We start from the raw sequence: 13,860 nt of genomic DNA on the forward strand, positions 1-13,860 counted from the left end.
CCGGTCAAGCTGTTCGGGCTACGACTCCGGGGACCGGAGTGCCCGCGCGTACTCGGTGGCCAGCTGCGTGGCGTATGCGACGCCACGGCGGGCGCCCGCGTCGCGCACCATCGCGCGGACGTGCTCGCTGGCCTGCTCCCGGGTCCGGCCCAGCACGGCCATCTCCGCGTCGATCGCGGCCTGCGCGGCCTCTGCCTGCGCCCGCGCCGGATCCGCGGCGGCCGGCTGCGGCTGCGCCTCCCGGGTCGACCAGCGCCGCCGAGCGGTCCCCTCGGTGCCGTCCCGGCCGATCGCGAACTGCCGCGCGGTCGCCTCGTTCATGCCCAACGCCCGACCAAGATCGGCTATCGCGTCAAACTGATCCACTTCGTTGCACCTCCATCTGCCTCAGCTCGCCGACCGGCACCATCCACGTCCGGCCCACCTTCCGGGCCGGCAACTGGCCGGCGCGGCACAGCTGACGGACCCGGTTCGGGGTCACCTTCAGCACCACCGCAGCGGCGTCGGTGTCGATCTCCCGTAAGCCTTCCGCCGCTGCCGTGGATAGGGCGGCAGCGCTGTCGTCGGCGGCAGCCGTCGCCTCCGCCTCCGCGCACGCCCGGCGCCACACCCGCCACTGCGCGGCCACCTCGCACAGCGCCGCGTACGCCTCGCGAAGCTGCGTCAGGTAGTCGGGGTGTATCCGCCCTGCCGCCACCTGTTCAGCCACGCGAGGCAGGTGCTCGGCGAGGACCCCGACGAGCACCGCCGCCGGGAACCCCGACACCGGCGCGACCGCCAGCGGGCGGCTCAGCGGCTCAGCCGGCGACCTGTGATCGGCGGTCGTCACGACAGCACCTCACCCTCCGGCGCGGCCCCAATCGCTCGCTGCCCGCTCGCCGCCTCCCCCGCCGCCAAGCGCAACTGCTCACCAACCACCAGCCGCACCGTGTCGTCGTCCAGGTCGAGCCCGACAGCCCGCGCGGACCGCACCAGCACCAGCACAACCAGCTCCCGGGACACACCCACCGGCAGCCACGGGCTACCCGCCAACGACGGCCCCGCCGCCTCCGCCAGCCGCAACGCCAAGGCCTGCGCCGCCGGCCGGTCGTCCGGGTGCAACGCCGCCGCAACACGGCACAGCCCCGGCCAGCTCGGGCGGCTACGCCCCAGCTCCACCCGGCCCAGGTCCACGCCTGCCCGCCTGCGTAGCTCCGCCTTCGACCAGCCGCGGGCCTTCCGCTCCGCCGCGATCAACGCACCGACGCCGGCCGCCAACCGGGCCGCCTCGCCGCCCACCGGCGGCCCGTACTCGAACGCCCCCGTCACCGCACGCCTCCCGGTGGGCTGAACCCCATGGAGCACGACCGGCCTACGCTGGAAACCGTGAGTGACACCCCCACCATGCGGCACATCCCGCCAGCCCAGTTCGGCCCCACCCTGCGCGCTGCCCGGCTCCGCGCCCGCCTCGGGCTGCGCGCTGTCGCCGCCGCATGCGGCAGCTCGTACGGGTACCTGGGGATGCTGGAGCGGGGCGAGCGCTCACCCTCCACCGTCATGGCCGAGGACCTGATCCGCGTCCTCAAGCTGACCGGCGCCGACGCCCAGATCGTCAGGGACTCCGCCGTCGCACTCGTTGGACGGGACGCCGTCCGCCGGTAAGCGTGCTCCATGCACGGTCGCCGCCCCATGGTGCACGCCCTGGTCCGTGACCCCATGTGCTTGTGACGTAGCCGCCGGGTCATGACCGCTGCGCCACGGATGCGATCGCGTCGACCAGGCAGCGAGCCCGGTCGACGTCGTCCTGTGTGCACGCGTCCCACTCCCACGGGTCGCCGGGCTTACCTTGACGGGCCTGCCGGATCGCGTTGGCTGCGACGGCCACCGCCGTTGACTCGTCATCGCGTACGGCGCCACCTCGCCTCCCACATGTCAGGTCGTTGCCGGCCTGCCTCGCGGGCGGGTGCAGTGGATCGCGGGTTGCCTCGGTCATCGAAGTCCTTGAGTGGGAGTCACTGCTTCCGGGTGACTCCCACGCTTTCTCGTGGGAGTCGAGTGGGAGTCTGGGAGTTCCGCAGGTCAGGTGCCGTTTCTGGTGGTGGGAGTCTCGTGGGAGTCGCCTGATTTCCGACTCCCACCCACTCCCACCACCCTCAGGGGTGGGAGTGTGGGAGTCAGGTGGGAGTAGGGGCGTGCAAGAGCCGGTATCTGGTCGCGCTACCGCGGCCCTCCTTGGCCGCTGCGGAGGCGTCGATCAGCTCCTTGGCTGTGCGGTAGAACGTCGATTCGGCGACCCCCAGGGTTGCCATGAGCTTCGCCGGGGTCATGGGGTCGGCCTCGAAGATCGACCACCACTCGCGGACCCATTTGCGGCTCGCGGCAGAGTTGGCCTTGGGCTGGGTCGCGCCGTTGTCGACCATCAGCACCAGTGAGTCACCGGTGGGCACGGCGCGCAGCTCGATTGGCTCCCACTCGGTGCCGTCCTTGTTCTTCTGGCACTCCAGCTTCACCCGGTCTTCGTCCTTGGTGACCTTGATGACGGTGGAGAGAGCACCGTCGAGGGTGGTCGCGCCGCGGCCGGTGTCGCCGTTGCGGCCGATGTGGTGGACGATCAGCACGCACGCCGCCGAGGCCGCGCGCAGCTTTTCCGCCTGGTGCACGAACTCGCCCATCTCGGTGTTGGAGTTCTCCTCCACCCCGACTGTCACCCGCGCCTGAGTGTCGACCACGACAAGCGCGGGACGCAGCTCGCTGGCGAGATCAACCAGGGCGGCCCACTGGCTGGCGTTCTTGGACTGCACGGCGACAGGCAGGAAGTACACCCCGCCCATGCGCCTCCCCATGGACTGTTCCCAAGCACGCACGCGCTTCTTGATCCCCCGCACGCCCTCGGCGACGAGGTACAGCACGGGCCCTTGGCTGACCTGGTAGCCCTGCCATGTCTCGCCGGTCGCGACGCAGCCAGCAAGATCCAGAGCGGTGAACGACTTCATGCAGCCGGGCTTGCCAACCATCCAGGCCAGGCAGTCACGGAACAGGATGTCGGCCCCGACGAGCGGGTCCGGGTCGGGGATGTTGTCCAGCCCCGCCGAGTCGACCAGTGCGGCCCGTAGCCGGTCGAGGTGACTTGGTTGCTCTCCCTCGTCGGCGGGGCGCTCCGGCACAGTGCCGTCCGGCCAGCCCGCATGTTCAGCGCTGTGGCCCCCGGCGGCCGGGTCAGCCGCAGGGGAGGGTGCCAGACGCCGCTCGTCCGGCTGCCCCCCGTACCCCAGCCGGCGCAGGTCACTCGCGGCGGCGCTGTCGTTGCCGCCATGGTTGAGGATCGCGTGCGCCCGGAACTTCGAGATGTGCACCTCGGTCGGGAACTCCGTGGACGTCGACCACACGTACAGGCCGTCATGCCGGCCGCCGGTGCGCGCCGACCAGCCGATGTCCTTGCCGGGGCGGCGCCAGAAGTCCATGTCGCCCCGGCGGTAGACGTGGTGCCATCCGTGTGGCGTGAGGATGTCCGACCAGTCGGTCTGTGCGGCCCACACGTCGCCGGGCCGCTCGCCCACCTCGCCGCGCGTCAGCTGGGATCGAGGTTGTACCGGCTCGGGTTCGGGCGTCTCGTCGAGCACCGCGTGGACTGCGGCGAACAGGGCGACCCGCTCGTCCCAGCTGATGGTAGGGACTCGACCGGGCTGCGCCTTCTTCGCGAGCACCCACGGCCTGCCGCTGCTGTGCGTGGTGCCGTGGCTGGGAGCGGCAACGACGAAGCCGCCCTCACCGCGGGTTTCGGCGAGCACCCGGCGGAAGATCTTGTCGGGGTTCTTGCGCAGGATCTCGCGTTCCCGGTCGTCCAGCTCGTTCTCGCGGGCGGGTCGCTGGGCAACCTTGGTGTTGCCGGGGACCTCCCGGTCGGCGAGTCGGTACAGCAGGTGCAGGCCGCCGGAGGGGGTCCATTCGGCGTAGCCGTTGACCAGCCGGCGCCACACGTCAAGGACGCCGGCGGCTTCGAGCGCGGGGACCAGCTTGTCGCGGGCCCCGTCCGCGAGGCATCGACCCTCGAGCTCGAACATCTCCAGACCGCCGGACACGGCGCCGCAGACGATGCCGAGGCCGGCGCGCTTGTGGTTGCCGAACCACGCCTTGATCTGCCTGTCGGTCGACTGTTCCCGCTGATACCGAGTCCAGGTGGTGACGTCGGGCGCCTTGCTGCCATCGGCCTTGACGGGCAGGACGCAGAAGCCGGCCTGGTGCCACTGGTAGGCGGCGGCGGTGACGTCGGCGGCCGTGAGGGCGGCCGGCTCGAGGGCGGCGGTCAACTTGCCCACCTCACGTAGGCGACGGCCTGGCCGTGGGCTTCGTCCACGAGGTTGCACAGCCACCGTCGCTGACATTCGAGGAGGGTTACGACGTCGTCCTCGGTCATCCCCTCAAATTGGAGGTGAGTCGCGGTGGCGAAGAGGTCGTCGGCCAGCCGCCGGGCGAGCTGGTTGATCGCGGCGACCCGGGCGGGTCCTGCCGTCGGTAGCGGGTCCATTCGGAACCGCTGCGAGCCCGGCTGGCGGGGTACATTCATGGCGGACCTGCTCTTGTGGTGAGGGTGGTTCATCGGTGGCCGGCCGGGCGTTGCGGAGCGCCCGGCCGCCGTGTTGTCGGGATCGGCTCGCGCAGCCATCACGCGGCCGTCGAGTCCCGAACCGCCGCCAGCCCGACCCGCTGAGGGGTCGTCTGCTGGGTGAGATTCGGTGACATGTCGCCCTGTTTTCCCTGCTCAGGGGTGGGCGGGTTTGACGTCTCGTCAGACTCGGTCGCCAGTTCTTCCGGGAAGTAGACCTGCAAGAACCGCCGGGTCGGGATGCGGATGGAGCGGCCGACGCGCAAGCTCGGGATCTCACCCCGCCCGATGGCGTCGTACACGGCGGTGCGCGACACCCCGAGGATGGCCGCGGCCCGGTTCGGCACCAGCGTGGGCTCGGCGGCCGGGTCCGGCAGCTCGCGGGCTTCCGATGCGGTCGTCATGCCACTGCCTCCTGGGCTTGGTCCAGCCACGCCTCGACCTCGCTGGCGCGGTACCTCACGAATCGCGGCCCGGCCTTGACCGGTCGCGGCCCGATGCCTTGCTGCGCCCAGCGCTCGAGGGTGCGAACGCTGACGTCTAGCCGCAGCGCCACCGTCGGGCGTCGCAGTAGCTGGTCGCTTCGACACGCGTCGCTGTGGAACCGGGGAGGCTCCGCATTCCCATGCAGATCCTGGCCGGCTTCGGCGCGGGCGGACTGTTCTCTCACGGTCGACAACTCCTAATCAGGCGACCACAGCGGAACAGGTGTCAGCATATGGCGGTGTGTGTGCTTGTCAAGTCGCCACATGGCGGTTAGCGTGCCGCTGTGGAACAAACTGACGATGAGTGGTCCCGCCAACTCACGAGACAGATCGGCCAGCGAGTCGCGTACTTCCGCGAGCGCGCCCCGGGACGCATGACCGCGCAGGGACTCGCGGACAGGTGCGCCGCGCTGGGTCATCCGCTGGACCGGTCCGTGATCGCGAAGCTGGAGAGGGGTCACCGGAACACGATCACCGTCCCTGACCTGCTCGCCTTGGCGAAGGCGCTAGGCGTGCCGCCCGTGCTGCTGGTCCTGCCATTGGGTCGGGAGTTGGAGGCCGACGCCCTGCCTGGCCAGAGACGCCCGACATGGGAGCTGGTGAAGTGGTTCGGCGGACGGGGCGCATTCCCCGCGCCGGACCCTGACCCACGTCCGAGCGCGGGCAACGGAACGCCGGAGGACAACCAGGCGTACCTGGCCAGCGCCGTCCCGTTGCTGCACCACGACGAACACGACCGGCTGGTGCTCGACTGGCTGTGGGAGCAAGGCCGGGTCGACATCCTCGAGGAGGCCGCCGCCGCGGCGACCACCGAACAGGAGCGCAGCGCTCACCAGGGCCGCCTTGGGGACGTTCGGCGCCGCCTGGGCGATCTGGAACGCCTGATCGCGGACCTTCGCACCCGCATGCGCGGAGACGGGGTTCTGCCGCCGCGACTGCCGGTGGTCCTCGCGACCCTGATCGGCGAGCCCGCCGCCGGCGCGGACGCAGGCTAGGGAAAGGGGCGACGCATGTCCAAACGAGGCGACCCGATCAAGAAGATCGAACTTGCCGATGGGAAGACGGTCCGGTACCGGTTCATGATCGACGTCGGCAAGAAGCCGAAGATCGACAAGGCGACCGGCCTACCCGTGATTGGCGGTGACGGCCGGCCCGTCATGACCCGCGACCAGCGGACGTTCACGTTCGACAAGCTGACCGATGCTCGCGCCGAGTGGAACCGGATCAAGCACGAACGCGGGCAGGGCACGCTGGTCAAGCCTGACAGGAAGACCACCGTCAACGAGCTGTGCGACTTGTGGCTTGCCACCAAGGCGGACCTGAAGCCGTCGACCGTGCGCAGCTACGTCGACGCGCTCGCACCACTGCGGGAGAGGCACGGCCACATGCCCGCCCAGCAGCTGGCCGAGCACCACATCGAGGCGCTGAAGGCGGCCGGGCTGACCGGCGAACTGCGGAAGATCGGGCCGGCCGGTGAACCACTGGCCCGGCGGACCATCAACCTTCAGCTCCAGACCATCACGTCGATGTTCGCGTGGGGCGTGGAGCGGAAGAAGGTGCCGCTCAATCCGGCCGCCGCAGTGGCGCGAGTGCGGCCACCCATCGTCGACCCGGATGACCTCGAAACGCCCGACGTCGCCGCGCTGCGCGGCGCCTGGCAGCTCAACGACGCGGTCGCGTTCCTGCGGTCGGTGCGCGAGTCCCGGTACTACGTCGGCTTCCTGCTCGCCGCCCTCGGCCCGCGCCGCGGGGAAGTGCTCGGGCTGCGGTGGGACCGCTGCGACCTGACAGGGGAGCGGGCCGACCGTCCGTGGTGGCCAGGCGCGCCGAAGTTCCCGGCGGGCACCCCGACCATCGCGATCACCCGCAACCGGGTGGTCGTCGCCGGCAAGGAGCATGTCTACAGCCCGAAGAGTCGCGGCGGCCGGCGCGTGCTGGTGCTGCCTCCGCTGGTTGCCCAGGCGCTCAAGCAGGCGAAGAAGGACCAGGCGGCCGAGCGGCTGGCGACCGGCATCGGCGAGCAGTACAACCCGCTCGGGTACGTCGTGGTGGACGCGGACGGCACGGCGCCGCGGCCGCAGACGTGGAGCGAGCGGTGGGATGCGGCCGTGAAGGTGGCCGGTCTGCCGAGGATCCCGCTGCATGGTGCCCGGCACTGCGCGGCAAGCCTGCTCGGTGACATGGGTCTGCCGCTCGCCGCCGTGGCCGCCTGGCTCGGCCAGTCGCAGGTGAGCGTGACCGCCGGCTACACCCACGCCATGGCGGAGAGGATCGCGCAGGTCAGCACCGCATTGGGTGACGCACTGAGCGGCTGAGGGCCGTTGTGAGAAGACTGTGAGAGTTGATCTCTACGCGAGATCATCACAGAGTGATGTAGATCTACATAAGCGGCCCGTGACCTGCGCTAACGCGGGAAGACTCGGAAAGCCGTTCGGTCGGGCAGATTTGATCCCAACAACAACTCGCTGGTGCTGGCCGCCACCGTGGCCGGAGTGCGGATCCTGCTGCCCGGCGACGCCGAGACCGAGGAGCAGCGGGCGTTGCTGGAGGCGTCGCCGTCCGCCGCCTTCCGGGCCGACGTCCTGAAGGTCGCCCACCACGGCTCGGCGTACCAGGACCCGGAGTTCCTCGACGCGGTCCGGCCCGCCGTCGCGCTGGTGTCGGTGGGTGCCGGGAACGACTACGGGCACCCCAATCCCGGGCTGCTGGCCCGGCTGACCCGCGTCGGTGCCCGCGTGCTGCGAACGGACACCGACGGGGATCTCGCGGTGGTCCGGGACCGGCGTGGACTGGCGGTGGTGGCCCGCGGCACCCGACCCGGGCGGCAGCCGTGACACCCGTGGCGCCCACGCCCGCCGGCTCGCAACAGCCCGCACAACCCGGCGCGAGCCGGCGTGCCTCGACCGGCCGGCGACGATCGGCGGAGTGACCGACCAATGGAGGCGGCTTGTTGCTATAGCGGTTGCATCGACGCAAATGTCGGGATTCGCGCTGAGTGCGGGCTCTGCCGTCACAGTCGCCGATGAGCAGGCACGATCCGGTCGAGGGCCGTGCGAATATGGGCGACGTGACCCCCGCCAGCCTGCCCCCCATTCTGCTCGTCCTCGGCGACGAGGAGTTGCTCGCCACGCGAGCGGTCAGCGAAGCCGTCGCGACGGCGCGCGCCGTCGACCCCGACGTGGACGTCCGGGAGTACCAGGCCAGCGCCGTGGCGGTGGGGGAGATCGCCGAGATGCTCAGCCCGTCGCTCTTCGGCGGCCGGCGGGTGCTCGTGCTGCACGCCGGGCAGGACGCCCGGAAGGACCTGGTCACCGCGCTGCTGGCGTACGCGAAGAACCCCGACCCGGAGGTTCAGCTCGTCGTGCTGCACCTCGGCGGGGCGAAGGGGAAGGCCTTCGCCGACGGGCTGCGCGCGGCCGGTGCGACCGTGGTGCCGGCGGCCAAGCTCAAGGGGCACCGGGAGCGGGTCGCCTTCGTCCGGGACGAGGTCCGCCGGGGCGGCGGCCGGTGCACCGACGACGCGGCCGAGGCGCTCATCGCCGCCGTCGGCACCGACATGCGGGAACTGGCTGCCGCCTGCTCGCAGCTCATCGCCGACACCGACGGCCGGATCGGGGCCGACACGGTCGCCCGCTACTACCGCGGCCGGGTCGAGGTGACCGGCTTCACCGTCGCCGACGCGACCATGGTCGGTGACGTGCCCGCCGCGCTGGAGGCGCTGCGCTGGGCGCTGCACGTCGGCGTCGACCCGGTGCCGATCGCCGACGCGCTCGCCGACGGGGTCCGCACGGTGGCCCGGGTGGCCTCCGCCGGGCGGGGCAGCCCGTACCAGCTGGCCAGCAGCCTCGGCATGCCGGCCTGGAAGATCGAGCGGGCGCAGCGGCAGGGACGGGGCTGGACACCCGAGGGCCTGGTGCAGGCGATGCGCGCCGCCGCCGAGTGCAACGCGGCCGTCAAGGGCGGCGCCGACGACCGGGCGTACGCGCTGGAGCGGGCCGTCTTCTCCGTCGCCGCCGCCCGGCAGGGCGGCGCCCGGTGACCCGATCCCCCCGGACGGGCTGGGCGACGGTCCCCACCGACCAGGAGCGGTACCGACCGCTGTACGCCCGGGTCCTCGGGCTGCGGTTCGTCAACCCCGGCGGGGTGCTGTGCTTCCTCTTCTTCGAGGGCTCGATCGCGCTCGCCGTGCTGCTCGCCCTCGCCGAACTGGTCAGCTGGTGGGCGGTGCTGGTGCTGCCGGTCGCCGTGGCGGCGATGGTGAAGCTCAACGACATGGTCGCCGAGGTGGTGGTCCGCACCGCGGCGCTCGTGCCGGAGCAGGAACAGGACCGGTTCCGCCGGCAGATGGAGCCGGTGGTCGGCCGGGCCCGCGTGCCGTCCGCCCCGCGCGCGCTGCCCGGGGTGGTCCTCGCCTCCGACCCGACGCTGCGGGCCGCCCGCCCCGGCGACCAGGTCGCCCGGTACGACGAGGGCGGCACCTGGACCGACCCGGTCCGGCACGACCCGATGCGCTGAGCCGACCGCACCCGGGCGCCGGGGCCCGACGAGGGCGTGCCGGCCGAGAGCCGGACGGTGGCAGCGGGCGCGATCCCAGACGCAGACAGCCGGAAGCCCCGGGTCAGTGCCCGGGGCTTCCGGCAGATCTACCGGCGCTTGTCAGGCCGAGAACGAGGCGATGCGCTTCGCGATCGCCGACTTCCGGTTCGCCGCCTGGTTGGCGTGGATGACGCCCTTGCTGGCAGCCTGGTCCAGCTTGCGGGCGGCGTCACGCATGAGGACGGTGGCCTTCTCGGCGTCACCGGCCTCCGCAGCCTCGTTGAACTTGCGGATGGCGGTCTTCAGCGACGACTTGACCGACTTGTTACGCAGCCGGCGCTTCTCGTTCTGCCGGTTGCGCTTGATCTGGGACTTGATGTTCGCCACGCGACAGCCTCGTCTTGATAGCTCGGTTTGGTCTGCTTCACGCGCGACGAGCATGCGTCATCGCTGCGCGAAGAGCCAGGTTACCAGGTCGGCCGGGACGAGCCAAAACGACTCAGCCCCAGCTCCGCCGGGCGGCCAGCCAGCCGAGCGCCTGGTCGCCGCTCCACCGCTGGTGGGCTCGGATGTGCGGCGACGCGGAGGACGGGCCGGCGGCCGCGTTGGTGAGGAGGTACCCGGACAGTGCGGCCAGGGTCACGTCGAGCGCGTCCGGCGGCGCGCCGGCCGCCGCCGGGTGGGTGGCGAACGCCTCGTCCGCGGCGAGGCCGCTGGCGTACGCGGTGATCAACAGGCCGGCCAGGTCGAACCAGGCCGGCCCGTGACAGAGCCAGTTCCAGTCGCAGATCCAGGCCCGACCGGCGGTGTCGATCAGCACGTTGTCCACCCGCAGGTCGCAGTGGATCAACCCGGTTGGCGAACGGCCCGACCCGGCGGGGGAGGCGTCCGCGTACGCCGGGAGGCGGGACTCCAGCGCGGCCAGCTCGGGCAGCCGCGGCCGGGCCCAGGGCGGCAGCTCCGGCGCCGGCTCCCGGCCGGCGGCCACCTCGCCCCAGCAGAGGATGTCGTCGCGGGCCAGGTCGGCGAGGCGGGGCAGCCCGAGCCTGACCAGCTCCGCCGGTGGTTCGGCGAGGGCGGCCGCGACCTCGGCGTACGCGGCGAGGGTGGCGGTCAGCTCGGCCGGGTCCCAGGGCAGCCGGGGCGGGGCGCCGTCGACGGCGTCGAGGCAGACCGCGTACCAGCCGGCCTCGGTGAGCGCCCACCGTGGCCGGGGGACCGGCAGGCCGGCGGGGAGCCGGGCGAGGACGGCGGCCTCGTGGGCGTACCAGTCGACCAGGTGCCGCTGCGTGGTCAGCGAGGCCGCCTTCAGGAAGGCCCGCGCGCCGTCGGCGGTCTCCAGCACGGCGGCGAAGCCCCGGGTGAATCCGGCGCCGGCCACCCGTACCGCGACCGGCGGGCCGCCGAGCCGCCCCGCGACCGCGTCCCGCAGGCCGGCCGGCAGCGCCGCCCAGGCGGGGCGCACGGCGGTGGCGTCGTACGGCACCGGGGGCAGCGAGATCGCGGGCACCCGCCCATGCTGCCCGACGGTGCCCGCCCGGTCGTGCCGGCGGTCGGGTGTCGGTCGGCTCTGCCAGACTGCCAGCCATGCGGACCGACGACTTCTGGCAGCTGATCGACCGGGCCCGGGAGGGCGGCGGGGGAGAGCCCGACGCCATCGCCGCCCGGGCGGTCGCCCTGCTGGCCGAGCGGGACCCGGACGACATCGTCGAGTACGCCCACCACCAGCGGCGGGTGCTCGCGGCGTCCTACCGGGTGGACCTGTGGGGCGCGGCCTATCTGATCAACGGGGGCGCCTCCGGCGACGGCTTCGAGTACTTCCGTGGCTGGCTGATGACCCAGGGCCGGGCGGTGTTCGCCCGGGCGGTCGCCGACCCCGATTCCCTCGCCGAGCTGCCCCGCGTGCGGGCCGCCGCGCTCAGCGGCGAGGAGTTCGAGTGCGAGGACATGCTCGCGGTGTCCTGGGAGGCGTACCGGAAGGCCACCGCGGCCGACCTGCCGGCGGACCGCGACCCGGTGCCGGTGCCCGATCTGAACGACTTCTGGGACTTCGACGACGACGAGGAGGCGCGTCGCCGGCTGCCCCGGCTCGCCGCCCTCTTCGTCGAGCCGCCGGCGGAGTGACCGATCGGGCCTTCGGCGGCGGCCAGGAGTGATCGGACCGCGTCCGGAGCGACGTGGGAGCATAGAGGGGGCCGGCGCGTGCCGGCCCCCTCACGTCAGCCGACCAGAACGGACCGCTGTGCCACCGAAGCTCGATCCCGGCGCGAATGCTCCTGGTGCCACCGACCCCGGTCGCATCCGGAACTTCGGCATCATCGCCCACATCGATCACGGGAAGTCGACCCTGGCCGACCGGATGTTGCAGCTCACCGGCGTGGTCGACCCCCGGCAGATGCGTGCCCAGTACCTGGACCGGATGGACATCGAGCGCGAGCGCGGCATCACAATCAAGAGCCAGGCCGTCCGGATGCCGTGGACCATCCGCGAGGGTGAGCGGGCCGGTGAGCACGCGGTGCTCAACATGATCGACACCCCGGGGCACGTCGACTTCACGTACGAGGTGTCCCGGTCGCTGGCCGCCTGCGAGGGGGCCGTGTTGCTGGTCGACGCCGCGCAGGGCATCGAGGCGCAGACCCTGGCCAACCTCTACCTGGCGCTCGAGAACGACCTGCGCATCATCCCGGTGCTCAACAAGATCGACCTGCCGGCCGCCCAGCCCGAGAAGTACGCCGAGGAGCTCGCCCACCTGATCGGTGGCGACCCGGCGGACTGCATCAGGGTCTCCGGCAAGACCGGCGAGGGCGTGCCGTACCTGCTGGACGAGATCGTCCGGCAGTTCCAGCCCCCGGTCGGCGACGCCGACGCCCCGGCCCGGGCGATGATCTTCGACTCGGTGTACGACGTCTACCGGGGCGTGGTCACCTACGTCCGGGTGATTGACGGGCGGATCAGCGCGCGGGACCGGATCAAGATGATGTCCACCGCCGCGGTGCACGAGCTGCTGGAGATCGGCGTCATCTCGCCGGAGATGGTGAAGGCCGACGCACTCGGCGTCGGCGAGGTGGGTTACCTGATCACCGGAGTGAAGGACGTCCGCCAGTCCCGGGTGGGTGACACCGTAACCATCAATTCGCGGCCGGCGGCCCAGGCCCTCGGCGGCTACAAGGACCCGAAGCCGATGGTCTACTCGGGCCTCTACCCGATCGACGGGTCGGACTACCCGAACCTGCGCGAGGCGCTGGACAAGCTCAAGCTCAACGATGCCGCGCTCGACTACGAGCCGGAGACGTCGGGGGCGCTGGGCTTCGGCTTCCGCTGCGGCTTCCTCGGCCTGCTGCACCTGGAGATCATCCGGGAGCGGCTGGAGCGCGAGTACAACCTCGATCTGATCTCCACCGCGCCGAACGTGGTCTACCGGGCCATCACCGAGGACGGCCAGGAGATCGTGGTGACCAACCCGAGCGAGTACCCGACCGGCAAGATCGCCGAGGTGTACGAGCCCGTCGTCCGGGCCACCGTGCTCACCCCGAACGACTACGTCGGCGCCGTCATAGAGCTGTGCCAGGGTCGCCGGGGCAGCCTGCTCGGCATGGACTACCTCTCCGCGGACCGGGTGGAGCTGCGCTACACCCTGCCCCTCGCGGAGATCATCTTCGACTTCTTCGACCAGCTCAAGAGCCGCACCAAGGGCTACGCCTCGCTGGACTACGAGCCATCCGGCGAGCAGGCCTCCGAGCTGGTCAAGGTCGACATCCTGCTGCACGGCGAGCCGGTGGACGCGTTCAGCGCGATCGTGCACAAGGACAAGGCGTACAACTACGGCGTCACCATCGCGGCGAAGCTGCGCAACCTGATCCCCCGCCAGCAGTTCGAGGTGCCGATCCAGGCCGCCATCGGCAGCCGCGTGATCGCCCGGGAGACCATCCGGGCGATCCGCAAGGACGTGCTCGCCAAGTGCTACGGCGGTGACATCAGCCGGAAGCGCAAGCTGCTGGAGAAGCAGAAGGAAGGCAAGAAGCGGATGAAGATGGTCGGCCGGGTGGAGGTGCCGCAGGAGGCCTTCATCGCCGCGCTCTCCTCCGACTCCGGGGACGGCAAGGCCCCCGGCAAGAAGTAGCCCCGCTCGCGTCACCCCAGCACGGCCGGCGCCCCGCCGGAGCGACCCGCACCCGGGTCCTCCGCGCGGGGCGCCGCCGTTCGTGGTCGTACCGTCGATGAATTTCTCCCGTCCCGGACGCCGTCGTCGGGTCGGCC

Annotated in this window: 16 protein-coding genes and 1 pseudogene; 8 read left to right on the forward strand and 9 right to left on the reverse strand. The window is 71.7% G+C overall.

Annotated elements, in window-relative coordinates:
• Positions 1-18: 18 nt before the first annotated feature.
• Genes ACFOYX_RS27305 through ACFOYX_RS27315 form a run of 3 tightly spaced genes read right to left on the reverse strand, consistent with a single transcriptional unit; the run spans position 19 to position 1,308 of the window.
• The gene (locus ACFOYX_RS27305) at positions 19-366 is read right to left on the reverse strand and encodes a hypothetical protein (RefSeq protein WP_322439977.1); all 348 of its coding nucleotides are present in this window, start codon (positions 364-366) and stop codon (positions 19-21) included.
• The gene (locus tag ACFOYX_RS27310; RefSeq protein WP_322439976.1) at positions 353-829 is read right to left on the reverse strand and encodes a helix-turn-helix domain-containing protein; all 477 of its coding nucleotides are present in this window, start codon (positions 827-829) and stop codon (positions 353-355) included. Before ACFOYX_RS27310 ends, ACFOYX_RS27305 begins: the two co-directional genes overlap by 14 nt.
• A complete protein-coding gene (locus ACFOYX_RS27315) occupies positions 826-1,308 on the reverse strand; it encodes a helix-turn-helix transcriptional regulator (protein ID WP_322439975.1) in 483 nt (160 codons plus the stop codon). Before ACFOYX_RS27315 ends, ACFOYX_RS27310 begins: the two co-directional genes overlap by 4 nt.
• Before the next feature lie 57 nt (positions 1,309-1,365).
• Here ACFOYX_RS27315 and ACFOYX_RS27320 point away from each other — a divergent pair, with 57 nt between their 5' ends.
• Entirely contained in the window at positions 1,366-1,641 is a 276-nt protein-coding gene (locus tag ACFOYX_RS27320) for a helix-turn-helix transcriptional regulator (protein ID WP_322439974.1), read from the forward strand.
• A gap of 512 nt (positions 1,642-2,153) precedes the next feature.
• On the opposite strand, the gene ACFOYX_RS27325 is transcribed toward ACFOYX_RS27320, so the two are convergent.
• From ACFOYX_RS27325 to ACFOYX_RS27340, 4 genes are all read right to left on the reverse strand, one after another.
• Positions 2,154-4,286, reverse strand: coding sequence for an AAA family ATPase (locus ACFOYX_RS27325; RefSeq protein ID WP_322439973.1), 2,133 nt, complete (start codon positions 4,284-4,286; stop codon positions 2,154-2,156).
• The gene (locus ACFOYX_RS27330) at positions 4,283-4,543 is read right to left on the reverse strand and encodes a hypothetical protein (RefSeq protein ID WP_322439972.1); all 261 of its coding nucleotides are present in this window, start codon (positions 4,541-4,543) and stop codon (positions 4,283-4,285) included. The genes ACFOYX_RS27325 and ACFOYX_RS27330 overlap by 4 nt, the downstream gene beginning before the upstream one ends.
• A 98-nt stretch (positions 4,544-4,641) precedes the next feature.
• Entirely contained in the window at positions 4,642-4,986 is a 345-nt protein-coding gene (locus tag ACFOYX_RS27335; protein ID WP_322439971.1) for a helix-turn-helix domain-containing protein, read from the reverse strand.
• A complete protein-coding gene (locus ACFOYX_RS27340) occupies positions 4,983-5,252 on the reverse strand; it encodes a helix-turn-helix transcriptional regulator (RefSeq protein ID WP_369292968.1) in 270 nt (89 codons plus the stop codon). Before ACFOYX_RS27340 ends, ACFOYX_RS27335 begins: the two co-directional genes overlap by 4 nt.
• A 99-nt stretch (positions 5,253-5,351) precedes the next feature.
• On the opposite strand from ACFOYX_RS27340, the gene ACFOYX_RS27345 reads away from it, so the two are divergent.
• The 5 genes and pseudogenes from ACFOYX_RS27345 (at position 5,352) to ACFOYX_RS27365 (ending at position 9,582) form a co-directional block, all read left to right on the forward strand.
• Positions 5,352-6,062 carry a helix-turn-helix domain-containing protein gene (locus tag ACFOYX_RS27345; protein ID WP_322439970.1) on the forward strand — a complete coding sequence of 237 codons (711 nt, stop codon included), beginning with the start codon at positions 5,352-5,354 and terminating at the stop codon, positions 6,060-6,062.
• Between the two features lie 15 nt (positions 6,063-6,077).
• Positions 6,078-7,382 (forward strand): site-specific integrase, encoded by a 1,305-nt coding sequence (locus tag ACFOYX_RS27350; protein ID WP_322439969.1) that lies wholly within the window; start codon positions 6,078-6,080, stop codon positions 7,380-7,382.
• A gap of 114 nt (positions 7,383-7,496) precedes the next feature.
• Positions 7,497-7,901, forward strand: a pseudogene (locus ACFOYX_RS27355) (ComEC/Rec2 family competence protein); the annotation flags it as partial.
• A gap of 224 nt (positions 7,902-8,125) precedes the next feature.
• A complete protein-coding gene (gene holA, locus ACFOYX_RS27360; protein WP_322440014.1) occupies positions 8,126-9,106 on the forward strand; it encodes a DNA polymerase III subunit delta in 981 nt (326 codons plus the stop codon).
• The gene (locus ACFOYX_RS27365; RefSeq protein WP_322439968.1) at positions 9,103-9,582 is read left to right on the forward strand and encodes a hypothetical protein; all 480 of its coding nucleotides are present in this window, start codon (positions 9,103-9,105) and stop codon (positions 9,580-9,582) included. The genes holA and ACFOYX_RS27365 overlap by 4 nt, the downstream gene beginning before the upstream one ends.
• Before the next feature lie 141 nt (positions 9,583-9,723).
• Here the strand turns inward: ACFOYX_RS27365 and rpsT are convergent, their stop codons facing one another.
• Together rpsT and ACFOYX_RS27375 are read right to left on the reverse strand one after the other, a co-directional pair.
• Positions 9,724-9,990 carry a 30S ribosomal protein S20 gene (rpsT, locus tag ACFOYX_RS27370; RefSeq protein WP_109799657.1) on the reverse strand — a complete coding sequence of 89 codons (267 nt, stop codon included), beginning with the start codon at positions 9,988-9,990 and terminating at the stop codon, positions 9,724-9,726.
• A 112-nt stretch (positions 9,991-10,102) separates the two neighbouring features.
• Entirely contained in the window at positions 10,103-11,113 is a 1,011-nt protein-coding gene (locus ACFOYX_RS27375; protein WP_322439967.1) for a phosphotransferase, read from the reverse strand.
• Between the two features lie 77 nt (positions 11,114-11,190).
• Between ACFOYX_RS27375 and ACFOYX_RS27380 the strand changes: the two genes are divergently transcribed.
• Positions 11,191-11,727 carry a DUF4240 domain-containing protein gene (locus ACFOYX_RS27380; RefSeq protein ID WP_322439966.1) on the forward strand — a complete coding sequence of 179 codons (537 nt, stop codon included), beginning with the start codon at positions 11,191-11,193 and terminating at the stop codon, positions 11,725-11,727.
• A 118-nt stretch (positions 11,728-11,845) separates the two neighbouring features.
• Positions 11,846-13,723 (forward strand): translation elongation factor 4, encoded by a 1,878-nt coding sequence (lepA, locus tag ACFOYX_RS27385; protein WP_109805729.1) that lies wholly within the window; start codon positions 11,846-11,848, stop codon positions 13,721-13,723.
• Positions 13,724-13,860 lie beyond the last annotated feature (137 nt).

It is taken from the genome of Micromonospora sp. GCM10011541 (genome assembly GCF_042650725.1).
In the GTDB taxonomy this organism is placed as follows: Bacteria; Actinomycetota; Actinomycetes; order Mycobacteriales; family Micromonosporaceae; genus Micromonospora; species Micromonospora sicca.

What these genes read in the sequence shown, in the direction of transcription:
- ACFOYX_RS27330 (WP_322439972.1), bottom strand. Translation starts at nt 4,543, where the DNA reads ATGAATGTACCCCGCCAGCCGGGCTCGCAGCGGTTCCGAATGGACCCG.
- ACFOYX_RS27335 (WP_322439971.1), bottom strand. Translation starts at nt 4,986, where the DNA reads ATGACGACCGCATCGGAAGCCCGCGAGCTGCCGGACCCGGCCGCCGAG.
- ACFOYX_RS27350 (WP_322439969.1), top strand. Translation starts at nt 6,078, where the DNA reads ATGTCCAAACGAGGCGACCCGATCAAGAAGATCGAACTTGCCGATGGG.
- holA (WP_322440014.1), top strand. Translation starts at nt 8,126, where the DNA reads ATGGGCGACGTGACCCCCGCCAGCCTGCCCCCCATTCTGCTCGTCCTC.
- ACFOYX_RS27380 (WP_322439966.1), top strand. Translation starts at nt 11,191, where the DNA reads ATGCGGACCGACGACTTCTGGCAGCTGATCGACCGGGCCCGGGAGGGC.